Genomic DNA, 25767 nt, shown 5'->3' with positions numbered 1-25767 from the left:
TCGTCAGCCTCCTGATTACTTCGCAGCGACGGCAAGGCCGTCGGCGGGCTTGGCCGTGCCGGCATCGGCGACCAGTGCTTTATAAGCACCGGGAAGGTCGCTGGCGGCCTGGGCAAGCCAGGTGTTGTACTTTTCCTCGGAGACGACGTGGATGGCGATCGGCATATAGGCGTGATCCTTGCCGCAAAGCTCGGAACACTGGCCGTAATACATCCCCTCGCGATCGGCCTTGAACCAGGTCTCGTTGAGACGGCCGGGAACGGCATCGATCTTGACGCCGAAGGCCGGCATGGCGAAGGCGTGGATCACGTCGGACGGCGCTGCCGTCACCAGCATGCGTACCGTCTTGCCGACCGGAATGATCATTTCGTTGTCGACGGCGAGCAGCCGCGGATAGCGATCGATATCGGTCTTGCCGGCGGCAGCGCGATCCGGATCCTTCAGCATGTAGCTGTCGAAGGCGACGGGCGTCTCGCCGGAACCCTCATATTCGTAGTTCCACTGCCACTGGGTAGCGGTGGCCTTGACCGTCATGTCCGCATCCGGAATTTCCAGCTGTGCGTTCAGAAGGTTGAAGGACGGGATGGCGAGGAAGAACAGGATCAGCACCGGCGCCACGGTCCAGACGATCTCGATGACCGTGTTGTGGCTGGTGCGCGAGGCAACCGGATTGCGGCTGGCGCGGAACTTGACCGCAACCATGATCAGCAGCACCAGAACGAGCAATGTCACCGGCACGATGAACCAGAGCGTATAGTGCTCGAACCAGCGAATTTGGTGCATGATCGGTGACGCGGGCGCCTGCAAATCCATCTGCCATGGCCTCGGCTGGTCCGCATGAGCCAGCGAAGCCGTGAAAAGACAGATAAGCGACGCCATTGCGGCGTAAGCTCTCAACATAACGATAAACCCTCTCTCCCATGCGCCCGAGTCCCGCGATCGAACGGCATGCGGAATTCAAGCGCCTGGTTTGGTTCAATCACAGTTTGCGGGTCGTCGCAATATCTGCGCGGCATTGCTCATGCGGCATTTTGAACCTATCGGCATGCGGCCGAGTGCCTGCGCCGTCAGGAACATGCGGCATTGCTTGACCAGATGGCGCCGCACAGTCGCAAACCCCTCAAGTCCCATTTTCGCCGTACTCGGCTGAAAAGAGAGCGAGGCCTTTCATTTCGGCGTAGGACCGCCAAGAATAGTCACACTGATTCGTCCGTTTAGAGGTCTACATGGGTCGTCCCTACCGCCTTCGCGCCTGCCTTGCCTTGATGCTTGCGGGGGCCGTCGCATTACCCGCACTCGCGCAGCAGCCGGGACCTCGGCCGACTCCCAATACCCCATCGGCACCGGCTCCTTCCGCGCCGGCTCCTGCCCCATCGGCCCCTGCCCCATCGACTGGTGCCGCACCGAAGACCGGGCAGAATGCACAGCAGGCGCCACAGAGCCCTGCCCCCGGTTCTCCGGCACAGCCCGGCAACGTGAAGGAAAACCACGGCGCCTGGTCGATCATCTGCGACAAGCCGGCCGGTGCCTCCGTCGAGCAGTGCGCGATGATGCAGAACGTGATCGCCGAAGATCGCCCGGAAGTCGGCCTGTCCGTCGTCGTCCTCAAGACCGCTGACCGCAAGGCGCGCATCCTGCGCATTCTTGCCCCGCTTGGCGTTCTTCTGAAGGACGGCATGGAACTCTATGTCGACAGCAACAATATCGGCCGCGCCTATTTCACCCGCTGCTTCTCGGAAGGCTGCTATGTGGAAGTGGAAATCGACGACGAGCTGATGCGCATCCTTCGCGCCGGCAAGAACGCCGTGTTCGCGCTACGCGAATCCGCTGACCAGGACCGCGTCGGCATTCCGATCGAGCTCAACGGTTTCGGCCCCGGCTACGACGCGCTTCCGTAAAGACGCTTGTTTCGGCGGATTGCCGGAACTACATCGGGCTCCAGATATCTCGACTTGGGCGCGTATGCATTCGCGCCCCTCGGTCCCGAATGCACTGATGTGCGCAAGCGGAGCATAGAACAATGAACACCGACCTGATCTCCCTCTTCGATTGCGACGAGACGAAGCTGCGTTCTATCCTGAGCCAGGCGCTCTCAGGCGCTGACGATGGCGAGCTCTATCTCGAGCATGCCCAAGCGGAATCGCTTTCGTTGGACAATGGCCGCCTGAAGGGTGGTTCGTTCAACACCGACCAGGGTTTTGGCCTGCGCGCCGTCGCCGGCGAGGCTGTCGGGTATGCGCATGCGGGCGAGCTTTCGGCGTCCGCGCTTTCGCGCGCGTCGGATGCGGTTCGCGCCGTCACCGCCAACCATTCCGGCTCCTATGCCGCCGCACCCCAGCGCACAAATAAGAAATACTATGGCGACGAGAACCCGATCGGCTCTCCGAGCTTTGAGGCCAAGGCCAAGCTTCTGACCGAGATCGACGCTTATCTGCGCGCCAAGGATCCGAAGGTGCGCCAGGTTTCGGCAAGCCTTGCTGCCAGCTGGCAGGTGGTCGACATTCTGCGCGCCGATGGGCACCGGGTGCAGGACATCCGGCCGATGACGCGCATCAACATTTCCGTCGTCGTGGGTGATGGCGACCGCCAGGAGTCGGGTTCGTTCGGCACCGGCGGCCGGATCGGGTTTGGCGATTTCGTCGCGACCGGCAACTGGCAGGCAGGCGCCGACGAGGCGCTGCGCCAGGCACTGGTCAATCTCGAGGCGATCGACGCGCCGGCTGGCACCATGGACGTGGTGCTCGGCAATGGCTGGCCGGGCGTGATGCTGCACGAGGCCGTCGGCCACGGTCTGGAAGGCGATTTCAACCGCAAGAAGACATCGGCCTTTGCCGGTCTGATGGGCGAGATGGTGGCAGCCCCGGGCGTCACCGTCGTGGATGACGGCACGATCGACAACCGCCGTGGATCGCTGACCGTCGACGACGAAGGCACGCCTTCGGCCTATAACGTGCTGATCGAAGACGGAAAGCTGGTTGGTTACATGCAGGACCGCCAGAATGCGCGGTTGATGGGTGTGGCACCCACCGGCAACGGCCGCCGCCAGGGCTATGCGCACATACCCATGCCGCGCATGACCAACACATTCATGCTGGGCGGCGACAAGTCCCCGCAAGAGATCATCGCATCGGTCAAGAAGGGCATCTATGCCGTCTCCTTCGGCGGCGGACAGGTGGATATCACCTCCGGCAAGTTCGTGTTCGGCTGCACCGAGGCCTACATGATCGAGAACGGCAAGATTGGCGCACCGGTCAAGGGTGCGATGCTGATCGGAAACGGTCCGGACGCGATGAAACGCATCTCGATGGTCGGCAACGACCTGAAGCTCGATACCGGTATCGGCAATTGCGGCAAGGGCGGCCAGTGGGTGCCAGTTGGCGTCGGCCAGCCGCATCTGCGGATGGATCAGGTCACGGTGGGCGGCACCAAGGTGTGACGCGGCACCGGTCCAACGCGCTGGTTCCCGAGCTCTCCGTCAGCGATTGGCGCAAAAGCTGCGATTTCTACTGCGAGCTGATCGGTTTCGATATCGTCTATGACCGTCCGGACGAAGGGTTTGCATTCCTGGCGCTTGGCCAGGCGCAACTGATGATCGACCAGATCGGTATCGGCCGAGATTTTGCTCTGCCCGACGGGGCGTCCCCCGCCTATCCGTTCGGTCGCGGCTTGAACCTGCAGATCGAGGTTCCGTCGTCGGGAGCGATCCTGACGCGGCTGCAGGCAGCGGGCGTGCCCCTTCAGCTCGAACCGGAAGACAAGTGGTATCGCCGCGGCGATCATGAGGTCGGCAATCGGCAGTTCATCGTTGCCGACCCGGATGGCTATCTGCTGCGGCTGTTCGAACATCTGGGAGAGCGGCCCCTGCCGCTCTGAACCCGTCGGCGTGACGGCTTGACACTTTCGGCCAAATCCCTGCAGTTGCCGGCTTTGTAACAGTGCAAGCCGATCCATGCCCTCCTCCACCCCCATTGCCGACATGTTCAGCCTCTGGCTTCCCGGCCATTCGCCGGGTGAACTCGCCTTCGTGTTCTCAGCCGCCATGATCGCCGGCCTTGCCCGCGGGTTCTCGGGATTTGGTGGCGCCCTGATCTTCGTCCCGCTGGCAGGTACGGCGATCGGTCCGAAACTCGCGGCGGCGCTGCTGCTGGTTATCGATGGCGTGATGACGCTCGGGATGGTGCCGGACGGCTGGCGAAGGGCAAACCGGCGCGAGGTGTTCACGATGATGATGGGTGCCGTCGTCGGCGTGCCCGTCGGTGCGGCGGCGCTGGCGCTGCTTCCCTCCGTCACCCTGCGCTGGATCATCTCGGTCGTCGTGTTGTGCCTTCTCGTGTTCCTGATCTCGGGCTGGCGCTACCACGGACGGCCTAAGGCGCCGCTGACCATCGGCGTCGGGGCGCTTGCCGGCCTGTTCGGCGGTGCGGCGCAGATGTCGGGACCACCGATCGTTGCCTACTGGCTTGGCGGCGCGACGGCACCGGGAGTCGTCAGGGCAAACCTCGTCCTCTATTTTGCGCTCGCCAGCGTCATCTCGTCCGTGTCGTATCTGATCGGCGGCATCCTGACGTTCGAGGTGCTGCTCATCGCGCTGATCGCAGGACCGGGCTACGGGATCGGGCTTTACGCGGGTTCACGGCTGTTCGGGCGTGCGAGCGAGGTGACGTTCCGGCGTATCTGCTTTTGCCTGATCGCATCCGCCGCCCTGATCGGCCTGCCGCTGTTTGACGGCATGATTCGCTAAAACAGGTCTTCAGCAACGCTTAACGGCTGACACGGTAGGTTGTATCTCGGGGTTGAACGGGCGTGGCGACGATGGTGAATTTGAAAGCAAAGTTGCCGGCGGCATGGATCCGTGGCCTGAAACGTCAGGTCACGACGACAGGTCTAGAGGCGTCGGCAGCACTCGCGCGGGCCGGCATGCTGGCAGGTGCGCGCGGTCGTGGTTCTATCTTCACGCTTCATCACGTGCGCCCCAAACAATCGCTCGCGTTCCAGCCGAGCGGTCATCTGGAGGTTACCCCGGAATTCCTGGCCGATGCGATCGAGCGCCTCTCGGCGGATGGATATGGGTTCGTGCCGCTGGACGAAGTGCCGGAGCGGCTTGCCAATCCGGCCGGCCAGCCGTTCGCCGCCTTTACGCTTGATGATGGCTATCGCAACAACGCCGAACATGCGCTGCCGGTATTCGAGAAATACGGCGTGCCCTTCACCGTTTTCGTCGCCCGCGGCTTTGCGGAGCGGACCCATTCGATGTGGTGGGAGACAATGGCGGACCTGATCGGTCGCGAGCGGGAGCTGAGTTTCGATTTCGGCAATGGACCCGAGCGGATCGAGCTCGGCTGTGAAGAGCAGAAGTTCGACGCCTTCGACCGGTTTGCCGATCTCGTGTTTCGCGATGACGAGGCAAGTGCCGTTTCCAGGATGGATGCGCTTGTGCGGTGTTACGGTATCGACCCGTTGCAGATGACCGCCGACCTGACGATGGATCCGGCCGAGCTCCGCGAACTTTCGCGGCACAAGCTCGCAACACTTGGCGCCCACACAATCAGTCATCGCGCCGTCGGGCGGCTGTCGGAAGCGCAGGCGCGGGCCGAGATGGCGAGTTCTGCCGACTATGTGGAAGAACTGACCGGGATACGGCCGACCACGATCGCCTATCCCTACGGCACGCGGAAGGCGGTGGGCGAGCGCGACTACCGCATCGCCCGCGACCTCGGCTTTTCGGTCGCCGTCACGACCCAGCCGGGCACGATCTGCGGGAAATGGCTGACCCGGCTGACGGGTCTGCCGCGGATTTCGCTGAACGGCCATTACCAGCGGGCGCGCTATGTGTCGGCGCTCGCCTCGGGCATTCCCTTCAAGCTTGCGCGCTAGGCGCAAGCTCTCATCGGTCGCTCACGGATACATCCGCACCTTTTCCCAGGCACCGTCTGGCGTATCGCGGCGGAATTCGATCCGGTCATGCAGGCGGAACGGTCGATCGTGCCAGAACTCGATCGACACGGGACGGATGCGGAAACCGGACCAGTGCGGTGGCCGCGGTATCTCGCCGATCGCAAATTTCGCGGTGTATTCGGCCACGGATTTTTCCAGCGCGAAACGGCCTTCGAGCGGCCGTGACTGTTTCGAGGCCCAGGCGCCGATTCGGCTTCCGCGTGGCCGCGTCGCATAATAGGCATCCGCGTCGGCATCGCTGACGATCTCGGCAGGGCCGCGCAGACGCACCTGACGTCTCTGCGACTTCCAGTGAAAGACCATCGCAGCCTTTTTCTGGCCGAGAATTTCCTCGCCCTTCTGGCTTTCGAAATTCGTATAGAATACAAACCCGTCCTCGTCGTAGCCCTTCAGCAGGACCATTCGCACATTGGGAAGCCCATGTTCATCGACGGTCGCAAGCGCGACGGCGTTCGGATCGTTGATCTCGCTGGATTCGGCATCCTTCAACCACGACCCAAATAAGGTGAAGGGTTCACTTTCCTGCGTGAAGTCACCGCTTGTTAACCCGTTTTCCGACATATTGACTAAAGTGCTCCCGATCTGATGAACATGCCCGAGACACTTGGCCGGACAGGATGCAAGGTGATTGTGATAGCAAATTCGATGTGCCGTACAAAGAGCCTGAATGGCGCCAGCCTGCGAATCATCGCGATCGTCGCACTGTGCGGTTCGCTTGGCAGCTGCACCAGCATGGATGTGTTCGGCGGCTCGGACAAGGTCGATCGTAGTATCTCGACGAGCAGCATTCCCAGCAAGCCAAAAGCGGGTGATCCGCAATCGGACGAAGCCACCGTGCGCAATGCCGTGACCTCGGCCGATCTCGCCAAGGTGGGTGCGAACCCCCTTCCCTGGGCAAATTCGGCGACCGGCAGTGCCGGTGTCGTCTCCTCGATCCACGAGGACCGGAGCGCCGGCCTACTCTGCCGCGCCTTCACCACCAGCCGCCATTCCTATGAGGGAATATCGCTGTTTTCCGGTCAGGCATGCCGGACCGAAACGGGCGACTGGTCGCTCACGGCATTTGATCGCCAGTAATGTTAAGGCCAGCACTGTGCGGTAAACGTTTTGTTTACCGTAACATGCATCGACCTTCTCTCCGTAACCTCTGATTCAGCAATTCCTCCATACGGTTACTGCCTGTGATCCGGCCAGCCTCGGGGCATGAGGAACCGAAGGCTGCCGCGAGAGTTGTTGAGTTACGGGGGGTCCGGGATTGGATACGCGACCCGCCGCCCCAAGCTTTACGGGTGGTTTCAAAATGCGCGATCCCTACTCTATTCTCGGCGTCAATCGGAGCGCCAACGCTGACGAGATCAAATCGGCGTGGCGTTCGAAGGCAAAGACCATACATCCCGATCAGAACCAGGACGACCCCGATGCCGGCGAGCGATTCGCCGAAATGGGTCAGGCCTATGAGGTGCTGAAGGATCCCGAGCGGCGCAAGCGCTACGACCGCGCATCCGCTCTTCAACAGACATTCATGCAGCAGCGCCAGGCAGCCCGCGAAGCGGAAATGCGTGCCAAGGCTTCCCGCGAGCGCGCGGCGAAAGTGATGGAAGAGCTTGCCCGTGCCAGCGCCAAGCGGGCGCAGGCCGAAGTGCTTCAATCCCAGGCGCAGCAGCAACAGCAAAACGGCAAGGCCCGCGGCGATGCTCCGCCGGAACCGGCCGAAGACATGGTCGAGCGTATCTTCGGCGTCTCGCCAGACGGCCAGACCGCCGACTCCGGACACAAGAAAACCGCAGACGAGGCGTCGACCGCGCAGGCCGCTCGTCCATCGTCGAAAAGCGACGCGACAGGAGCCGATGCAGCGGACGAGGGACCCGGCAGCCGCCCGGCCCCGCCGACCACCGGCATGGGTTCCGGTCTTCTCAACACGCTGCTGCGGCGCATCCGCGGTGAAACCGTGACCGTTCTCGAAACGGCGCCGGATCTTCTGGCCGAAGCCGTCGTGACGATCGAAGACCTTCTCAACAGGGGTTCGGTCATCGTGCATTCCAGCGACGATCGTGACGTGCGCGTTTCGCTTTCCGCGGGCATGACCGAGGGTCATGTTGTGCGGCTGAAGGGCCAGGGGCTGAAGCTTCCCGGGATGAAGCAGGGCGATCTCGTGGTGACCCTGAAAGTGGCCAAGCATGCGGATTTCCGGGTGAGCGGTTTCGATATCCACACCATTTTGCCGATCTCTCTCGAAGACGCCGTTCTCGGCGCCGAGCCGATGCTGAAGACGCCTGAAGGCGAGCAGACGATCGCGGTTCCCGCATGGTCGGGGTCCGATCAGGCAATCCGGCTGGAAGGCATGGGGCTCTACAACGATGCAGGCGGCCGCGGCGATCTGGTGGCGGAACTGCGCATTGTGCTTCTCGAAAAGCCCGACCCGAAGGTGACCGATCTGATGCGCCACATGCGCCACGGGCTGTATCTGTAAGACATCGATCCCCAACCGGCTCCGGCGACAGCTGAAACGTTGGCCTCCCCTTTCGCCAAAGAGTGGGCGTATGAGTTGGTATCCGCAAGCTTGAACCCTTGCCCTGCCTATGTCATAGGCAAGGCCAAATCGAGTTTCCAGGGGATATTCATGGTTCAGGCTTCCGGCCTCATGTCAGGCAAACGCGGCGTCGTCATGGGTGTCGCCAACAATCGCTCCATTGCATGGGGCATTGCCAAGGCCATTCACGATCAGGGTGGCGAAGTTGCTCTGACCTACCAGGGCGACGCCCTGAAGAAGCGGGTCGAACCGCTCGCTGCCGAAATCAACGCTTTCATGGCCGGCCACTGCGATGTGAGCGACGAGTCGACCATCGATGAGGTGTTCGCCAATATCGAGAAGAAGTGGGGCAAGATCGACTTCTTCGTGCATGCGATCGGCTTCTCCGACAAGGATGAGCTGACCGGCCGTTATGTCGATACGACGCCTGACAACTTCGCCAAGACGATGCAGATCTCGGTCTACTCCTTCACGTCGGCCGCACGCCGCGCCGAAAAGCTGATGACCGACGGCGGCGCCATGCTGACGCTGACCTATTACGGCGCCGAAAAGGTGATGCCGAACTATAACGTCATGGGCGTTGCCAAGGCTGCACTTGAAGCCAGCGTCAAATACCTGGCCGTTGACCTCGGACCGAAGAATATCCGCGTCAACGCGATCTCGGCCGGCCCGATCAAGACGCTTGCCGCGTCCGGTATCGGCGACTTCCGCTATATCCTCAAATGGAACGAGTATAACGCACCGCTTCGCCGCACGGTCACGATCGAGGAAGTGGGCGATGTCGGCCTTTATCTTCTGTCGAACCTGTCGCGCTCCGTCACCGGTGAAATCCACCATGCGGATAGCGGCTATCACGCCATCGGAATGAAGGCCGTCGACGCGCCTGACATTTCCGTCGTGAAGGACTGAGCGCCCCGTGCTTCTCTACGTCATCCGTCACGGCCAGACGGACTGGAACGCTGAAGGCCGGCTTCAGGGTCAGAAGGATATTCCTCTGAACGATACGGGCCGCCTTCAGGCTACCGGCAATGGCGAAGCGCTGAAAGAACTGCTCGGCGACGATGTCGCCGGTTTCGACTTCGTGGCAAGCCCGCTCTCTCGCACCCGCGAGACGATGGAGCGGCTGCGCACAGCGATAGGGCTCGATCCCCTCGCCTACCGGACCGACGACCGGCTGGTGGAAGTTTCGTTCGGCGACTGGGAAGGCCAGACGCTGGCCGAAGTCAAAAAACTCGAGCCCGAGCTGCTGAAGGAAAGAAAGCGACAGAAATGGAGCTTCATTCCGCCGGGCCAAACTGCCGAGAGCTACGAAATCCTGTCATGGCGCATCGGCGCCTGGATGCAGTCTCTGACCGGTCCGACCGTGGCGGTTGCCCATGGCGGCGTCATCAGGTCGATCTTTCGCCTGATCGGCGGCGTTGGAGAAGAAGAAGCATCGTCCATCGCCATCCATCAGGACCGTATCCTGAAAGTGGAGCCGCTCGCCGGCCGGATGGAATGGCTCTGAGCCGCTGAGGCCGGTTCCGGCCCTTACTGTACGATTTCGAGATCGTCCACGACCCGGTTGCCGTCAACGACCGTGTAGAACACCAGAACCTTGACGCCTGCCTTCAGGCCTTCGAAGTTGAACTCCTCCGGCACCTTGTAGGTCTTGCCGTCGTCCAGCGTCAGGCTGAGCGACTTGGCGTCGATCGTCTTGATCGTCGCCTCGACGTCCACGCTCTGCGCCCAAGTGCTCAGCGGCGAGAAAACACCGGCGGTCGCAAGCAAGGCAGCAATGAGGATACGCATGATGAAGATCCCTGGAACAAACGGTCTGTACTAATTCGGTGCAAGATAGCCTGCCGATTGTGGCGAAAATTGCTCGCCAGCATGACATTTTCGCTACAAACAACAGTTTGATTATTAACCATATTCTTCCGAATTCAAGACGTCTCAAGACCAAATCGAACGTTTAGTGACCGCGTTTACCAACTATTTGCAATAAAACGCGGCTTCACAGCTCTAAGGCGGATGTGGAATGGGAAATTAACTGCGCCACAATACAGTTATACCCGGTCACAAGAGTTAACGAGAAGGTGTTCAGTTTTGGCGCTCTGGCGTTCCTCCATTACCGAAAGGTTTCGCCCTTTCAGCAGTGCATGCGCGCCTGCCGTCGCAGCCTTCCTCGTTTCGCTGACAGTTATCGTCACCGCGGTGGTCCTCGATCACCGATTCGTGCAGAAACATCGCGACGATATTCACGCCGCCACGACACGCGCGGCCGGCACGGCGGCCCGTCAGATCGCTTCGCGGCTGGAGCTTGATTTCGCGGTCGCCGATAGCCTGCGCAATGCGTTGATCGGTCAGGCAGGATACAAGCCCAACGATATGCAGACCTCCGCTCGTCAGGCACTCGCCGACCTGCCGCACCTTTCCGCAGTGATCGCGGCACCGGGATTCACACCAACGACCTTCTTCCGCCGCGACAGCTTGGCCGGTGAGACCGGTATCGATCTTGCTGGTCTGAAGGCGGATCTCGACCGGGCCGGCAACAAGGCGCGCCCAAGCGTGCTGACCGGATCGCAGACGGGCAGGCTTACCCTCATCATGCCGGTGCCTTCCGCCAGCGGACAGGAAGCCGGGGTCTGGGGCGCTCTGGTTCTCGTCCTCGATGTCGCCGATCTGCTTGATCCCGCGACACGCCCTCAGGTTGGCGACGCGGCACAAACGTCCGAGACGGTCTTCGACTGGCTCGATCTCGCGCTCGTCGACAACAGTCGAGCCGACCAGGCCGTGTTTTACGGCATCGAAGCGGTAAAGGGCGGCGATCCGGTCCGGTGGTCGATCACCGTCAAGGGTACGGACTGGCAGATCCTTGCGGCGCCGCGCGTCGGCTGGAATGCTTCGCCCGCCGGTCAGATGCGGTTCCGGTTGATCCTGGCGCTGGCATCGCTTGCGATCGTCTTGCCGGTGCTCATTGCGACCTCGCTGATTTCGGAACGCAACCGGCATATCGAGACGCTGCGGCTGCGCGAAAACAAGCTGTTTGCACTGTCGCGACGGTTCGGGCTTGCCATGGAAGCGTCGATGATGGGCATCTGGGAAGTGACTGATGAGGGTGTGCAGCTCTCCTGGGACGATCGCTCCGCCGCTCTCCACGCCAATCCGTCAGCCACCACCGGCAACCGGTTCGATGACTGGATGGCATCGATCGCGCCTGAGGACAGGGCTGTCGCGGAAGCGCATCTCTTTACAGTTCTCTGCACCGACAGCCCATCGACCGAGACCTATCGCCTGATCCTGCCCGGCGGCGACATCCGGCATCTTCGCTCCGCCGGCGCGAGGGTTCAGAACGAGCGCGGCATCCAAGCGACCGGCATCGTCTGGGACGTCACCGCCGACGTGACGATGGCACAGACCCTGCGCGACGCGAAAGACAATAGCGAGGTCAAGAATGCCGAGCTCGAACTGGCACTCGACGAATTGTCGGACCGGGAGCAGGAACTGGAAGGTCTGTCGCGCAAGCTCGACCTCGCACTCGGTTCCTACGGATGCGGCGTCTGGGAATATGATCCGGCAACCGGCAGCGAGATATGGGACGCTCGCATGTGCCAGCTTTATGGCGTTGCCCCGATTGCCGGCCCCCTTCCCCACGACTTCTGGCTGTCTCTGCTGGTTCCGGAGGATCGCCAGAGTGCTCTTGACGCGGCAATGCGTTACCTTTCCGGCGACGTCGAGGAGGCTCTGATCGTTCGCGTGCCGCAATCTGACGGCAGCCTCCGCTATATCCGGTCCGTCGGTCAGCTGGTGATCGGTCGCGACGGTTCACGCAAGCTTATCGGGCTCGCCTTCGACGTGACCAAAGATGCGGTGATGACGACCGAGCTCAAGTCTGCGAAAGCGGAATCGGATGCTCGCAATGTCGAGCTTCAGATGGCCAAGACCCGCATCGAGCACAATGCGCTGCACGACCCGCTGACGATGCTTGGGAATCGCCGCAAACTGGACATGGAACTCGACCACCTCTCGCGTGCAAGCCAGGTGGAGCGGCAGAAGTTCTTCATCCTTCATCTCGACCTCGACCGGTTCAAGCAGATCAACGACACGATGGGCCATGCCGCCGGTGACGCGATGCTGGTGCATTCATCCCGGATCCTGTCGCGCAACGTGCGTGACGAGGATATCGTTGCGCGGATCGGCGGCGACGAGTTCGTCATCCTGATGAACAATTCCGCATCCATCGAGGACGTGGCCGAGCTTTCGCAGCGGATCATCGCCGAGTTTCGTCAGCCCTTCGACTTCGACGGCTTTTCCTGCCGGTGCGGCGTTTCGATCGGCATTGCGCAGGCAACCGGTCTCAATGTCGATGCACGACGCACGCTGGTCAACGCCGACATCGCGCTCTACCGGGCCAAGGGCCTCGGCCGCAACCGTTTCGAATTCTTCACGCTCGACCTGCAGGAAGAGATCGTCAGCCACAAACGGACCGCCGACGAAGTGCTCTCGGCGATCGACAACGGCGAGTTCGTGACCTGGTACCAGCCGCAGTTTTGCGCCAGAACCGGTGAACTGACCGGGGCCGAGGCGCTGCTGCGCTGGAACCATCCGCATCACGGCATCCTGGCGCCGGCGCGGTTCCTGAGGATCGCCGAAGACCTCAACGTGTCGGCGGTGCTCGACCAGATCGTGCTTGAGACGGTGCTGAAGGACAAGATGCGGTGGACCGCGCTCGGCCTCAAGGTGCCGAAGGTCTCCGTGAACGTCTCGTCGAAGCGGCTGCATGACGAAAACCTGATCGCCAACCTCGAGTCGCTGTCCATCACACCCGGCGAAATCTGTTTCGAGCTGGTGGAGTCGATTTTCCTCGACGACGGCGACGTGTCGGTATCGGGCAATATCGAACGCATAAAGGGAATGGGCATCGACATCGAGATCGACGATTTCGGGACCGGCCATACCTCGATCGTCTCGCTGCTGAAGCTGAAACCGAAGCGGCTTAAGATCGACCGGCAGCTGGTGATGCCGATCCTCGAAGCGCCGCAGGAGCGGACCATGGTTCGCTCGATCGTCGACATTGCCCGCTCGCTCGGCATCGACACGGTGGCGGAAGGTGTGGAGACGATGCAGCATGCGGAATTGCTGCGCGAACTCGGCTGCGACCTTCTGCAGGGCTATGCCTTTGCCAAGGCCCTGCCCTTTGACGAATTCGTTGAGGCGGCCAGAGCCGACTGGCTCAAACAGGCGGCATGAATGGCACCGAATGGCCGGCCGTGCATCCATGTCCGGGATCGACAGCCCGATATGGGGCAAGAAGGGCTTGTCGCCCGCCGACCTTTTCCATAAGACATCCGCGTCAAAGTTTGACGTCCAAGATTGACGGAGGCGGCCCCTCCGAAGCCGGTTAGTGAAATGTCGCACAATACTTTCGGTCATCTTTTCCGTGTCACGACCTGGGGCGAAAGCCACGGGCCGGCGCTCGGCTGTGTCGTGGACGGATGCCCTCCCGGCCTGCGCTTCACGCTTGCCGAAATCCAGGCCTGGATGGACAAGCGCAAGCCCGGACAGTCGCGTTTCGTGACCCAGAGGCGCGAGGACGATATCGTCAAGATCCTCTCCGGCGTGATGATGGATGCCGACGGCGAGACGATGATCTCGACCGGCACCCCGATCTCCATGCTGATCGAGAATACCGACCAGCGCTCCAAGGACTACGGCGAGATCGCCCGCAGCTATCGCCCCGGCCATGCGGATTTTGCCTACGATCTCAAATACGGAATTCGAGATTACCGCGGTGGCGGCCGCTCATCGGCCCGCGAGACGGCAGCGCGTGTGGCGGCCGGCGCGATTGCCCGCAAGGTCGTGCCGGGAATGACCGTGCGCGCAGCCCTGTTGCAGATCGGCAAGCACAAGATCAACCGGGACAACTGGGACTGGGGCCAGGTCAACGAGAACCCGTTCTTCTGCCCCGATCCTGAGATGGTGCCTGTCTGGGAAACCTATCTCGACGGCATCCGCAAGGCCGGATCGTCGATCGGCGCGATCGTCGAGGTGGTGGCGGAGGGCGTTCCCGCAGGGCTTGGCGCACCGATCTATGCCAAGCTCGACCAGGAAATTGCTTCCGGCCTGATGTCGATCAATGCCGTGAAGGCCGTCGAGATCGGCGATGGTTTTGCCGCCGCCGAGCTTTCCGGCGAGGACAATGCCGACCAGATGCGGATGGGCAACGATGGCCAGCCTATCTTCCTCTCCAATCATTCCGGCGGCATCCTCGGGGGCATTTCGACCGGCCAGCCGATCGTTGCCCGCTTCGCCATCAAGCCGACCTCGTCGATCCTGAGCGAGCGCCAGTCGATCGACGCTGATGGCAACAATGTGGATGTGCGCACCAAGGGTCGCCACGATCCTTGCGTCGGCATCCGCGCCGTGCCGATCGGGGAGGCGATGATGGCCTGCACGATCGCCGACCATTTTCTCCGTGACCGGGGTCAGACCGGTAAAACCCGCTAGGAATCATCACATGCCCTACGATCAGAAGCGCGTCGTCGACGCCATCCGCGCCTTCGAAGCCGGCGAAATCGTCGTTGTTACCGATGACGACGGACGCGAAAACGAAGGCGATCTGATCGTCGCTGCGGTTCACTGCACGCCGGAAAAGATGGCCTTCATCGTGCGCCACACATCCGGTATCGTCTGCACGCCGATGCCGCGCAGCGAAGCCAAGCGCCTGAACCTCAACGCCATGGTGGCGGAAAACGACAGCGCGCATACGACCGCCTTCACCGTAACGGTGGATTTCAAGCACGGCACGACGACCGGCATCTCCGCCGACGACCGGACGCTGACGGTGCGCAACCTTGCCAACCCGAATGTCGGCCCGGCCGACTTCGTGCGTCCCGGCCACATCTTCCCGCTGATTGCCCGCGAAGGCGGCGTTCTGATGCGGTCCGGCCATACGGAAGCGGCCGTCGACCTGTGCAAGCTCGCCAACCTGCCGCCGATCGGCGTGATCTGCGAACTCGTCAACGATGACGGCACGGTGACGCGCGGTCCGCAGGTGACGGAGTTTGCGATCACCCATGGCCTGAAGCAGGTGTCCGTTGCCGATCTCATCGCCTATCGCCAGCGCAAGGAAACGTTGATCGAGCTGCACGGCACGTTCGACATCGAGACCCCGAAGGGCAAGGCCAAGGCACACGCCTACTCCCTGCCCTGGGAGACGATGCAGCACGTCGCCATCGTGTTTGGAGATATCAGGGACGGCGTCGACATTCCGGTCCGCCTTCATCTGGAAGACGTGGCGCGCGATGTGTTCGGCGCGGCGCGCTCCGTGGACCGTTACATGGCAAAGATCGCCGACGAGGGTCGCGGCGTCATCATCTATCTGCGCGAGGGTTCGGTTGGCGTCGGTGCCAGCACGACGTCGCGCAAGGTCCGCTTCGGCGAGGAATCGCACGCGGAGGCCAAGGTCCGCGACAGCGAGTGGCTGGAAATCGGCCTCGGCGCCCAGATCCTGCGCGATCTCGGCGTGTCTTCGATCAAGCTTCTGACCAGAAGCGAACGTCATTACGTCGGCCTCGAAGGGTTCGGCATCCAGATCGCCGAGACCGTGATCTGCTGAACGGCCACTGAGCGGAGCGTGTTTCCGTGCTGACCTTTTGAAATAGAGGTTGTCGCGGGAACATCGCATTTGCGCACGGGTTCAGTCTCAGGACGTTGCTGGAAAATGCCGGCGACGTCCGACAGACGCAACCGTGCAAGGATCAAGTCCGTGACCCGAAGCCTGAACATCGTTCCGCCAGCCCTCGATCCCGCCGTCTCCGCTGAAAGGACGACCGTCGAGAGCATGACGTTTCCGCCGAGCGGCTTCGTGCCCAACCACCCTCACCTTCCGGCTCTGATCTACCGCAACGCCCTTGCCATCGACCCTCTGGTCGGCGACCCCGCCAGCCTGTTCGAAGACCTTTTTGCGAAAAACGGCTGGCAGGGCATCTGGCGCGATGGCGTATTCGATTACCAGCACTACCACACGGGCGCCCACGAGGTCCTCGGCATCGCAAATGGTCGCGGCCTGCTGCTGATCGGCGGTCCGGATGGCACCGAAATCTCAGTCCATGGCGGCGATTGCATCGTGTTGCCGGCCGGCACCGGGCACATGCGGCTGGAGGCCAGCCGCGACTTCGTGGTTGTCGGCGCCTACCCGCCAGGACAGCGTGCGGATCTCCAGACCGGACCCGCGGATTCTGAGGGTCTCAGCCGAATTTCGAGCCTTCCCGTGCCGCAGACCGATCCGCTCCGTGGCCGCGACGGCCCCCTCCTTCGGCACTGGGTCCGTTAGGGTTCATTCATGTACATCTAATGCGTGCGCAAAAATCCGATAGGCACAATTTTATCGGAACAAGCACAGCAGCCTTGCAGTTACCCCGCTGATCGCCACCCGCTCTACGGCTCGGCAACCCAAGGCTATAAAGATGAACACGCGTCCTCAATTCGCCTCGTCCACCCCGCTGTCAAAGCTCCCGCCGCAAATCTACTACGTGCATCCTCTCATGCTCAAAGGCTTGCAGGATTGGCGCCAGGTTTTTGCCCATGCGAAGGATCTCGGCTTCGATACGGTCCTCAGCGCGCCGCTGTTTGCACGCGGCGCGGACACGAGCATTTTCGTCAGCGGAGACCTGGACAGGCTTGATCCGGCGCTGGGACTTGGGGAAAGCGTCGACGACGGCGTGAAGGCACTGACAGGTGCCGCTAAAGAGCATGGCATCAAGCTGATGCTCGACATTGCCATCGATCGTATCGCCGATGCCTCGAACCAAGGCAGCGCCGTCGTATTCGACCCGCGTCGCTCGCCACAGGAAAGCGGCAGCCGCACGATCGATATCACTCATGAAACGCAGCTGCTCGATGACTGGCGCCGCCGACTGGCGCGGCTGGCCGGGCTTGGCATCGCCGGCTTCCGCTGCATCGGCATTGGCAAGGTCGCGCCTGACGTCTGGAAGGGCCTGATCACTGCGGCCCGCAGTGCCGTCTCCGACACCATCTTCCTTGCCTGGACGCCAGGCACCAGTTTTGAAGATCGCAAGGCGCTCAAGGGCGTTGGCTTCGACGGCAGCTTTTCGTCCTTTGCCTGGTGGAACATGGAGGAACGCTGGATCCTCGACGAATACGAGGTGCAGCGCGAACTCGGCTACCAGATCACCTTTCCGGAAGCCCCGTTCGGCAAGCGCATGGCGCATGGCATTGACGGAACCGAAGTGTCGGAGCGCCGAGCGGTCCGGGCCCTGAAGCTCGCGTCGACCTTCGCCAGCGGCCTCATGGTGCCGATGGGCTTCGAATACGGCTCATCCATCCCGCTCGACCCGCTGACCGGTGACGGAATGGGTCTGCGTGGACTCAAGGACCAGGGCGTGTTCGACCTGTCGAGCGACATCCGTGCCATCAATGCCGCGCCGAACAAGACATCGGCCGGGTTTGGCCGCCAGCCGCTGAGGCTGATTTCCACCAGCCAGACCCAGGCTGTGGCGCTCTTGCAGACCGACCATGAGGATATCCGTGCATCTTCGAAGATCCGCGTCGTCATGCTGAACCGCGATTTGCGCAGGGTCACCAAGGCTCCGTTCAACGTGCTACGTGAAGCAGCATCCCCTTTCCTGCCGCTGACGGCGCCGGGGAATGACGCCGACATTTTTGCGCCCGATCTCATGCTGAAGCCGGGCGAACTTCGCGTTTTCGAAGGCCATGCCTCGCAGCCGATCATCGAAGCTGTTGCGGTTTCCACCGCAGCAGAGGCCGCAGCCACGCCGCGGCTGGCGATCGAGAAGATCACGCCGTCGGTGGATGACGGCCGTTTCGTGGTGAAGCGGGTTGTTGGCGAGACGGTCAAGGTCGAAGCCGACGTGTTCGGCGACGGGCACGATCCGCTGTCGGCATCGGTGATGTGGCGTGCGGCCGACGAGGACCAGTGGACCGAAGTGCCGATGACGCTCGTCGTCAACGACCGCTGGGCGGCGGAGTTTCCGCTAAAGCGGATGGGTCGCCACGAGTTTGCGATCGAGGCCTGGAAGAACCCCTTTCAGATCTTCCGCTACGAATTCACCAAGAAGCACGAGGCGCGGCTCGATCTGCGGCTGGAGATCCAGGAAGGCATCAATCTGGTGCTTGATGCGCTGGATCATGCCACGGGTGACCTCAAGACCGAACTGAAGGTGCTGTTCGACAAGCTGACGGCGCAGGACGATCCGAAGCGGACCGAAACGCTACTGCTGGCCGACACGGCCGAGCTGATGGTGGAAGCCGACCGCCGCCCGCATCGGGTTCGCTCGACCTCGATCCCGGTCGATGCCGAACGGACGGCTGCGGCATTTGCCAGCTGGTTCCAGGTGTTCCCTCGCTCCCAGAGCGGCGATGCGAACCGTCACGGCACGTTCGACGACGTGATCGCACGTTTGCCGGCCATACGGGAGATGGGCTTTGATGTCCTCTACTTCCCGCCGGTGCATCCGATCGGTTCGACCAACCGCAAGGGAAAGAACAACACGCTGACGCCGGCCCCTGAAGATCCAGGCAGCCCATACGCGATCGGCTCGGAAGATGGCGGACATGACGCGATCCATCCGGAGCTCGGCACGTTCGAGGATTTCCGCCGGCTGGTGGATGCGGCCAAGGACCACGGGCTGGAGCTCGCTCTCGACCTCGCGATCCAGGCCTCGCCCGACCATCCGTGGCTCAAGTCCAATCCCGGCTGGTTCGACTGGCGGCCTGACGGCACGATCCGCTACGCCGAAAACCCACCGAAGAAATACGAAGACATCGTCAACGTCGATTTCTACGCCAAGGACGCGGTGCCTTCGCTTTGGATCGAGCTGCGCGACGTCGTCCAGAAGTGGGTCGATAACGGCGTCAAGCTGTTCCGCGTCGACAATCCGCATACGAAGCCGTTTCCATTCTGGGAATGGATGATCGCCGACATCCGCTCGCGCCATCCGGACGTCGCCTTCCTGTCGGAAGCCTTTACCAAGCCGAAGGTGATGTACCGTCTCGCCAAGGTCGGGTTCTCGCAGTCCTACACATACTTCACCTGGCGCAATGCCAAGTGGGAGCTCGAGCAGTATATGCGCGAGATCACGACTGAAGAGCCGAAGGAATTCTTTCGTCCGCACTTCTTCGTCAACACGCACGATATCAACCCGGATTTCCTGCAGAACGCACCGCGTCCGGCCTATCTGATCCGTGCAGCGCTGGCTGCAACGCTCTCGGGCCTCTGGGGAGTCTATAACGGCTTCGAGCTTTGCGAAGGCCGTCCGGACGCCAAGCGCAAGGAATATGCGGACTCCGAGAAATACGAGATCCGCGCCTGGGATTACGACCGTCCCGGTAACATCAAGGGCGAGATCGCGCTTCTCAACCGTATCCGCCGCGAAAATCCGGCGCTGCATTCGCATCTCGGCCTGCAGCTTCTGCCCGCCTGGAACGACAACATCATGTTCTTCGAAAAGGCCAGTGCCGGCCGCGAGAACGTGCTGCTGATCGCCGTCAATCTCGATCCGCATCAGGCGCAGGAAGCGGATATCGAACTGCCGCTGTGGTCGTTCGGCATTCCGGATCACGGAACTCTCGACCTCGAAGACGTCATCGGCGGCGATCGCTTCTCATTGACCGGCAAGGTGCAACGCATCCGCCTCGACCCTCACTCCGGCCTGCCATTCTCCATCTGGCGCGTCCGTTAAAGACAAGAATGGGAGGAGACATCATGGACATCACGAGCGGCCGAAACCAGGGCCAGGACCAGAATCAAGCGATGAACGACGATCCACTATGGTACAAGGATGCAGTTATCTATCAGCTGCATATCAAGTCGTTCTACGACGCCAATGGCGACGGTATCGGCGACTTTCAGGGGCTGCATGAGAAGCTGGATCACGTCGCTTCGCTTGGCGCCAACACGATCTGGCTGCTGCCGTTCTTTCCATCGCCGCGTCGTGACGATGGATACGATATTGCGGATTATACCAGCGTCAGTCCGGACTATGGCACGGTGGACGAATTCAAGGCGTTCGTGGCTGCCGCCCATGCGCGCAATCTGCGTGTGCTGATCGAGCTCGTCATCAACCACACGTCCGACCAGCATCCGTGGTTCCAGCGGGCACGTCATGCGCCTCCCGGTTCGCCGGAGCGGGATTTCTACGTGTGGTCGGATACGGACCAGAAATTCCCGGAAACGCGGATCATCTTTCTGGATACGGAAAAGTCCAACTGGACCTGGGATCCGGTTGCCGGCGCCTATTACTGGCACCGCTTCTATTCGCACCAGCCCGACCTTAACTTCGACAACCCAGCCGTTCTGGAAGAGCTGTTCGAAGTCATGCGTTTCTGGGCCGATACGGGCATCGACGGTTTCCGCCTCGACGCCATCCCGTATCTGATCGAGCGCGAAGGCACGATCAACGAGAACCTGCCGGAAACCCACGACATCCTGAAGAAGATCCGCGCGGCGCTCGACAGCACCCATCCCGGCAAGATGCTGCTGGCGGAAGCCAACCAGTGGCCGGAAGATACGCGCGAATATTTCGGCGATGGCGACGAGTGCAACATGGCGTTCCACTTTCCGCTGATGCCACGCATGTATATGGCGATCGCCAAGGAAGACCGCTTCCCGATCACCGATATCATGCGCCAGACGCCTGCAATTCCTGACAATTGCCAGTGGGCGATCTTCCTGCGCAACCATGACGAGCTGACGCTTGAGATGGTGACCGACGAAGAGCGCGACTACCTCTGGAACATCTATGCCGCCGACCGGCGCGCCCGCATCAATCTCGGCATCCGCCGCCGTCTTGCGCCCCTGATGGAGCGCGACCGCCGCAGGATCGAGCTGATGAACGGCCTCTTGCTCTCCATGCCCGGAACGCCTGTCATCTACTACGGTGACGAGATCGGCATGGGCGACAACATCTACCTCGGCGACCGCGACGGCGTTCGCACGCCGATGCAGTGGTCTCCGGACCGCAATGGCGGTTTCTCCAAGGCCGATCCAGCGCGTCTCGTGCTGCCGCCGGTCATGGATCCGCAGTATGGCTATGAGGCGGTGAATGTCGAAGCGCAGGGTGCCGACGCGCATTCGCTGCTGAACTGGATGCGCCGCATGCTGGCGCTGCGCAACAAGCATGCTGCATTCGGCCGCGGCACGCAGCGGTTCCTGACGCCCGGAAACCGCAAGATCCTTGCTTATCTTCGCGAATACGAGGGTGAGACGATCCTGTGCGTCGCGAACCTGTCGCGCCTGCCGCAGGCGGTCGAGCTGGATCTGTCGCAGTTTGCCGGCTGGGTGCCGATCGAGATGTCCGGCATGTCGCCGTTCCCGCCGATCGGTCAGCTGACCTATCTGCTGACGCTGCCGCCCTACGGCTTCTTCTGGTTCCAGCTGGTGGAAACTTCCGATGGCCCCGTCTGGCGCAAGGAGCCGCCGGAGCAGATGCAGGACATGGTGACCATGGTCGTTCGCCGTGACCTGCAGGAACTCGGCGAAGACTCGCCGCTGTCGCAGATGTTTGCCAAGGATATCCTGCCGCCATACCTCTCGAAACGCCGCTGGTTCGGCTCCAAGGGCTCGATCCTCAATTCGGCGCGCCTTGCCAACGTGACGCCGATCGCGTTTGCCAACAACATCCTGCTCGGCGAGCTAGAGGTCGATGTTGCCGGCAAGCTGGATACCTATCTCCTGCCGCTTGCCGTCGCCTGGGATGAAACCCAGCCTTCGGCGCTTGCCCAGCAGCTGGCGCTTGCCCGCATTCGTCAGGGTCGCCGGGTCGGCTTCCTGACCGACGGCTTTGCGATGGAAGGGCTGGCGCGCGGCGTTATCCGCGGACTGTCCGAACGGGCCGTGATCTCGGGCGTTTCAGGCGCCCTTGAATTCGTCGGCACCGACACTCTCGACCAGCTCAACTTCAACGACGACATGCCTGTGACCTGGCTTTCGGCCGAACAGTCGAACAGCTCGCTGATCATCGGTGATCTCGCCATGGTAAAGCTGATCCGTCACATCTTCCCGGGCATCCACCCGGAAGTGGAGATGACGCGATATCTCACCAATGTCGGCTACCAGAATACGGGACAGCTGCTCGGCGAAGTCGCCCGCACTTCGCCGGAGGGCAACCGCTACACGATGATCATCGTGCAGCGCGCGATCCGCAATCAGGGCGATGCCTGGAACTGGATGCTCGGCAACCTGCGCCGCGCAATCGACGAGATCGTGGTGACCGGGCTCGAGGGCGAAGGGATCGACGAGCACTTCAAGCCGCTCGTCAATCTTTCGGCCACCATCGGAACACGGCTTGGTGAGCTGCATGTCGCACTGGCCCAGCCGACCGATGACGAGGCATTCAGCCCGATCTGGGCTGGCGATGCCGATATCTCGAGATGGCGCGCGGGCGTAACGGCTCAGATCGACCAGAGCCTGACCATGCTCGAACTGAACAGCGAGGGACTGGAAGGTCGCGCCGCAGAGGACGCACGCATGATCCTCAGCCGTCGCGAAGACCTGTTCGGCCTTGTCGAGACGCTGTCCGGCTTTGCCATTTCGACGCTGATGACCCGTACCCACGGTGACTTCCACCTGGGCCAGATCCTGGTGGCAGAAGGCGACGCCTATATCATCGACTTCGAGGGCGAACCTGCCCGCGATCTCGAGGAACGTCGTGCAAAGTCCAACCCGCTGCGCGATGTGGCCGGCCTCTTGCGGTCGCTCAGCTATCTCGCAGCCTCGGCCGATCTCGATCGGGAGGTCGTCAGCGAAGTAGACGACGCCCGTCATCCGGAGCTCGTCAGCCGCTTCATCGACAAGGCGGAACCGGCCTTCCTGCAGGCCTATTTCGATGCTGTGGAAAAGTCCGACTCGCTCAACATCCCGCACGAGAAGCGGTCGAAAATCCTCGACCTCTTCCTGCTGGAAAAGGCCGCCTACGAGATCGCCTACGAAGTGCGCAGCCGGCCGAAGTGGCTGCCCCTGCCGCTCGCAGGTTTTGCGACCATCGCGGCGCGGCTTCTCGACACCGACAGCAATTCCACCCCTGATGCACCCAAGGGAGAGACAGAGTGATGCGATACGAGCGCACGGACCTCATCATCGGAACCGTTGAGGAGGGCCTCCAGGCCCTCGTCGACGGCCGTCATGGTGATCCCTTTTCCATTCTCGGCCGCCATCAGTACGGCGACCTCACCGTGGTGCGGGTGCTGCTTCCCGGGGCGCTTTCGGTTGAGGTCGTCGAGCGCGATACGGCCAAGGTCGTCGCGGAGCTGGACAGCATCCACCCCGGCGGTCTGTTTGCCGGCGTGACCAATTCGACTGCGCCCTATTTCCTGCGCATCGAATGGCCGGAAGCGATCCAGGAAACCGAGGATTCCTATTCCTTTGCGCCACTGCTGGGCGATCTCGATCTGCACCTGATCGGCCAGGGCACCCATTACGATCTCGGCCGTACGCTCGGCGCAATCCCGATGGAAGTGGATGGGGTTTCCGGCGTTCGTTTTGCCGTCTGGGCACCGAACGCCACCCGTCTCTCGGTCGTGGGCGACTTCAACGCCTGGGACGGTCGCCGGCACCCGATGCGGCTTCGGCCGCAGGCCGGCGTCTGGGAACTGTTTGTTCCTCGACTGACCCATGGCGAGCGATACAAGTTCGAAATCCTCGACGCTCACGGCAATATGCTGGCGCAGAAGGCCGACCCGATCGCACGTGCCTCCGAAGCGGCACCGTCGACTGCCTCCGTCATCGCCTCGTCCAAGCCGTTCCGCTGGACGGATGGCGACTGGATGGCGGCACAGGCCAAGGACCGTGCCCGCGAAGGCGCGATGTCCGTCTACGAGGTGCATCTCGGTTCCTGGGTGCGGATTGCCGAGGAAGGCAACCGGACGCTCGACTGGGTGGAACTCAGCCAGCGCCTCGTGCCCTACGTCAAGAAGCTCGGCTTTACCCATATCGAGATGCTGCCGATCATGGAGCATCCGTTTGGCGGATCATGGGGCTACCAGCCGCTTGGGCTGTTTGCGCCGACCGGCCGCTACGGCACGCCTGAAGACTTCGCCTACTTCGTCGATCGCTGCCATGCCGCCGGTATCGGCGTCATCCTCGACTGGGTGCCGGCGCATTTCCCGACCGACGTCTGGGGTCTGGCGCAGTTCGACGGAACGGCGCTCTACGAGCATGCCGATCCGCGCGAAGGGTTCCACAAGGACTGGAACACGCTGATCTACAATCTCGGTCGCAACGAGGTGAAGGGCTTCCTGATCGCGTCGGCGCTGGAATGGCTTGATCATTTCCACATCGATGCTCTGCGCGTCGATGCGGTGGCCTCCATGCTCTACCGCGACTACAGCCGCGAGCAGGGAGAGTGGATCCCCAACAAGTATGGCGGCCGGGAAAACCTCGAATCCGTCGAGTTCTTCAAGCATTTAAACAGCATCATCCATGAGCGCTGCCCGCATGCCTTCACGGTGGCCGAGGAATCGACCGCCTGGCCGGGTGTGACGGAAAGCGTCGAGCACGGCGGGTTGGGCTTCGATTTCAAGTGGAACATGGGCTGGATGCACGACACGTTGCATTACATGGAGGAGGATCCGGTCTATCGCAAATACCAGCACGGAAGCCTGACCTTCGGCATGGTCTATGCCTATTCCGAACGCTTCATGCTGCCGCTGTCCCATGACGAAGTGGTGCACGGCAAGGGCTCGCTGTTCGGGAAGATGCCGGGCGATCACTGGCAGAAGATGGCCAATCTGCGTGCCTATTACGGTTTCATGTGGGGACATCCCGGCAAGAAGCTGATGTTCATGGGCGGCGAAGTCGCTCAGGTGACCGAGTGGAACCACGACGCGTCCGTTGTCTGGGATCTGCTGGACAGCCCCGATCATGCGGGCATGCAGCGGCTGATCGCCGATCTCAATGCGATCTATTCGGCCGAGCAAGCGCTTCAGTATGGCGATCTCCATCCTGAAGGGTTCGAATGGGCCGTGTCCGACGATGCGGAAAACTCCGTCACCGCGATGCTGCGCCTGTCGCAGGATCGGCATTCGGCAATCATCGTCGCTTCCAACATGACGCCTGTGCCGCGGCATGGCTACCGGATCGGCGTGCCGTTCGAGGGACGCTGGGAAGTGGTGCTGAATACCGATGCCGCGATCTACGGCGGCACCAATTTTGGCCAGACCGAAGCCTGGACGGAAAACCAGTCGGCGCATGGCAAGACGGCATCCATCGCTCTCGACATTCCGCCACTTGCGACGGTGTATTTGCGGTGGCGGGGTTAAGT

The 25767-nt window shown here is 61.8% G+C and carries 19 protein-coding genes; 16 read left to right on the top strand and 3 right to left on the bottom strand.

Annotated elements, in window-relative coordinates; genetic code table 11:
• Window positions 1–15: 15 nt before the first annotated feature.
• A complete protein-coding gene (gene coxB, locus IFT66_RS00840) occupies window positions 16–900 on the bottom strand; it encodes a cytochrome c oxidase subunit II (protein WP_062453631.1) in 885 nt (294 codons plus the stop codon).
• 326 nt (window positions 901–1226) lie between these two features.
• On the opposite strand from coxB, the gene IFT66_RS23355 reads away from it, so the two are divergent.
• From IFT66_RS23355 to IFT66_RS00815, 5 genes are all read left to right on the top strand, one after another.
• Window positions 1227–1898, top strand: coding sequence for an invasion associated locus B family protein (locus tag IFT66_RS23355; protein WP_180215419.1), 672 nt, complete (start codon window positions 1227–1229; stop codon window positions 1896–1898).
• A 122-nt stretch (window positions 1899–2020) separates the two neighbouring features.
• Window positions 2021–3436, top strand: coding sequence for a metalloprotease TldD (gene tldD, locus IFT66_RS00830; protein WP_192076537.1), 1416 nt, complete (start codon window positions 2021–2023; stop codon window positions 3434–3436).
• A complete protein-coding gene (locus IFT66_RS00825; RefSeq protein WP_062453634.1) occupies window positions 3433–3873 on the top strand; it encodes a bleomycin resistance protein in 441 nt (146 codons plus the stop codon). The genes tldD and IFT66_RS00825 overlap by 4 nt, the downstream gene beginning before the upstream one ends.
• 76 nt (window positions 3874–3949) lie before the next feature.
• The gene (locus IFT66_RS00820; RefSeq protein WP_192076536.1) at window positions 3950–4741 is read left to right on the top strand and encodes a sulfite exporter TauE/SafE family protein; all 792 of its coding nucleotides are present in this window, start codon (window positions 3950–3952) and stop codon (window positions 4739–4741) included.
• A gap of 92 nt (window positions 4742–4833) precedes the next feature.
• A complete protein-coding gene (locus IFT66_RS00815; protein WP_446737868.1) occupies window positions 4834–5874 on the top strand; it encodes a polysaccharide deacetylase family protein in 1041 nt (346 codons plus the stop codon).
• A gap of 21 nt (window positions 5875–5895) precedes the next feature.
• Here IFT66_RS00815 and pdxH read toward each other — a convergent pair whose 3' ends face one another.
• On the bottom strand, window positions 5896–6516 hold the full coding sequence (gene pdxH, locus IFT66_RS00810) for a pyridoxamine 5'-phosphate oxidase (RefSeq protein ID WP_192076534.1): 621 nt from the start codon (window positions 6514–6516) through the stop codon (window positions 5896–5898).
• 63 nt (window positions 6517–6579) lie between these two features.
• Here pdxH and IFT66_RS00805 point away from each other — a divergent pair, with 63 nt between their 5' ends.
• The 4 genes from IFT66_RS00805 to IFT66_RS00790 all read left to right on the top strand — a co-directional run bounded on the left by IFT66_RS00805 (window position 6580) and on the right by IFT66_RS00790 (window position 9992).
• Window positions 6580–7032 carry an RT0821/Lpp0805 family surface protein gene (locus tag IFT66_RS00805; protein WP_342344737.1) on the top strand — a complete coding sequence of 151 codons (453 nt, stop codon included), beginning with the start codon at window positions 6580–6582 and terminating at the stop codon, window positions 7030–7032.
• A 223-nt stretch (window positions 7033–7255) separates the two neighbouring features.
• On the top strand, window positions 7256–8425 hold the full coding sequence (locus IFT66_RS00800; protein ID WP_192076533.1) for a DnaJ C-terminal domain-containing protein: 1170 nt from the start codon (window positions 7256–7258) through the stop codon (window positions 8423–8425).
• 150 nt (window positions 8426–8575) lie between these two features.
• Window positions 8576–9394, top strand: a complete 819-nt coding sequence (gene fabI / locus IFT66_RS00795) for an enoyl-ACP reductase FabI (RefSeq protein WP_062453638.1) — start codon at window positions 8576–8578, stop codon at window positions 9392–9394.
• 7 nt (window positions 9395–9401) lie between these two features.
• Window positions 9402–9992, top strand: a complete 591-nt coding sequence (locus IFT66_RS00790; RefSeq protein WP_192076532.1) for a histidine phosphatase family protein — start codon at window positions 9402–9404, stop codon at window positions 9990–9992.
• A 23-nt stretch (window positions 9993–10015) separates the two neighbouring features.
• Here IFT66_RS00790 and IFT66_RS00785 read toward each other — a convergent pair whose 3' ends face one another.
• Window positions 10016–10276, bottom strand: coding sequence for a DUF1344 domain-containing protein (locus tag IFT66_RS00785; RefSeq protein WP_062453640.1), 261 nt, complete (start codon window positions 10274–10276; stop codon window positions 10016–10018).
• A 297-nt stretch (window positions 10277–10573) separates the two neighbouring features.
• Here IFT66_RS00785 and IFT66_RS00780 point away from each other — a divergent pair, with 297 nt between their 5' ends.
• The 7 genes from IFT66_RS00780 to glgB all read left to right on the top strand — a co-directional run bounded on the left by IFT66_RS00780 (window position 10574) and on the right by glgB (window position 25765).
• Entirely contained in the window at window positions 10574–13717 is a 3144-nt protein-coding gene (locus tag IFT66_RS00780; protein WP_249406320.1) for a putative bifunctional diguanylate cyclase/phosphodiesterase, read from the top strand.
• 159 nt (window positions 13718–13876) lie between these two features.
• Window positions 13877–14974, top strand: coding sequence for a chorismate synthase (gene aroC, locus IFT66_RS00775; RefSeq protein WP_192076531.1), 1098 nt, complete (start codon window positions 13877–13879; stop codon window positions 14972–14974).
• A gap of 10 nt (window positions 14975–14984) precedes the next feature.
• Window positions 14985–16085, top strand: a complete 1101-nt coding sequence (gene ribB, locus IFT66_RS00770; protein ID WP_062453643.1) for a 3,4-dihydroxy-2-butanone-4-phosphate synthase — start codon at window positions 14985–14987, stop codon at window positions 16083–16085.
• 225 nt (window positions 16086–16310) lie between these two features.
• On the top strand, window positions 16311–16802 hold the full coding sequence (locus IFT66_RS00765) for a cupin (RefSeq protein ID WP_062580184.1): 492 nt from the start codon (window positions 16311–16313) through the stop codon (window positions 16800–16802).
• Window positions 16803–16935: 133 nt separating this feature from the next.
• Window positions 16936–20190 (top strand): maltotransferase domain-containing protein, encoded by a 3255-nt coding sequence (locus tag IFT66_RS00760; protein ID WP_192076530.1) that lies wholly within the window; start codon window positions 16936–16938, stop codon window positions 20188–20190.
• 23 nt (window positions 20191–20213) lie between these two features.
• Entirely contained in the window at window positions 20214–23558 is a 3345-nt protein-coding gene (treS, locus tag IFT66_RS00755) for a maltose alpha-D-glucosyltransferase (protein WP_192076529.1), read from the top strand.
• Complete coding sequence (glgB, locus tag IFT66_RS00750; protein WP_192077103.1) at window positions 23558–25765, top strand: 1,4-alpha-glucan branching protein GlgB; 2208 nt, start codon at window positions 23558–23560, stop codon at window positions 25763–25765. The genes treS and glgB overlap by 1 nt, the downstream gene beginning before the upstream one ends.
• Window positions 25766–25767 lie beyond the last annotated feature (2 nt).

The sequence above is a fragment of the Rhizobium sp. CFBP 13726 genome, assembly GCF_014841925.1.
Classification (GTDB): domain Bacteria; phylum Pseudomonadota; class Alphaproteobacteria; order Rhizobiales; family Rhizobiaceae; genus Neorhizobium; species Neorhizobium soli.
This window is presented reverse-complemented; position numbering and strand designations above follow the sequence as displayed.

Excerpts from the sequence above, each read along its gene's own strand:
- coxB (WP_062453631.1), bottom strand. The coding sequence starts at position 900 with ATGTTGAGAGCTTACGCCGCAATGGCGTCGCTTATCTGTCTTTTCACG.
- IFT66_RS23355 (WP_180215419.1), top strand. The coding sequence starts at position 1,227 with ATGGGTCGTCCCTACCGCCTTCGCGCCTGCCTTGCCTTGATGCTTGCG.
- tldD (WP_192076537.1), top strand. The coding sequence starts at position 2,021 with ATGAACACCGACCTGATCTCCCTCTTCGATTGCGACGAGACGAAGCTG.
- IFT66_RS00820 (WP_192076536.1), top strand. The coding sequence starts at position 3,950 with ATGCCCTCCTCCACCCCCATTGCCGACATGTTCAGCCTCTGGCTTCCC.
- pdxH (WP_192076534.1), bottom strand. The coding sequence starts at position 6,516 with ATGTCGGAAAACGGGTTAACAAGCGGTGACTTCACGCAGGAAAGTGAA.
- IFT66_RS00800 (WP_192076533.1), top strand. The coding sequence starts at position 7,256 with ATGCGCGATCCCTACTCTATTCTCGGCGTCAATCGGAGCGCCAACGCT.
- fabI (WP_062453638.1), top strand. The coding sequence starts at position 8,576 with ATGGTTCAGGCTTCCGGCCTCATGTCAGGCAAACGCGGCGTCGTCATG.
- IFT66_RS00785 (WP_062453640.1), bottom strand. The coding sequence starts at position 10,276 with ATGCGTATCCTCATTGCTGCCTTGCTTGCGACCGCCGGTGTTTTCTCG.
- aroC (WP_192076531.1), top strand. The coding sequence starts at position 13,877 with ATGTCGCACAATACTTTCGGTCATCTTTTCCGTGTCACGACCTGGGGC.
- ribB (WP_062453643.1), top strand. The coding sequence starts at position 14,985 with ATGCCCTACGATCAGAAGCGCGTCGTCGACGCCATCCGCGCCTTCGAA.
- IFT66_RS00765 (WP_062580184.1), top strand. The coding sequence starts at position 16,311 with ATGACGTTTCCGCCGAGCGGCTTCGTGCCCAACCACCCTCACCTTCCG.
- IFT66_RS00760 (WP_192076530.1), top strand. The coding sequence starts at position 16,936 with ATGAACACGCGTCCTCAATTCGCCTCGTCCACCCCGCTGTCAAAGCTC.
- treS (WP_192076529.1), top strand. The coding sequence starts at position 20,214 with ATGGACATCACGAGCGGCCGAAACCAGGGCCAGGACCAGAATCAAGCG.
- glgB (WP_192077103.1), top strand. The coding sequence starts at position 23,558 with ATGCGATACGAGCGCACGGACCTCATCATCGGAACCGTTGAGGAGGGC.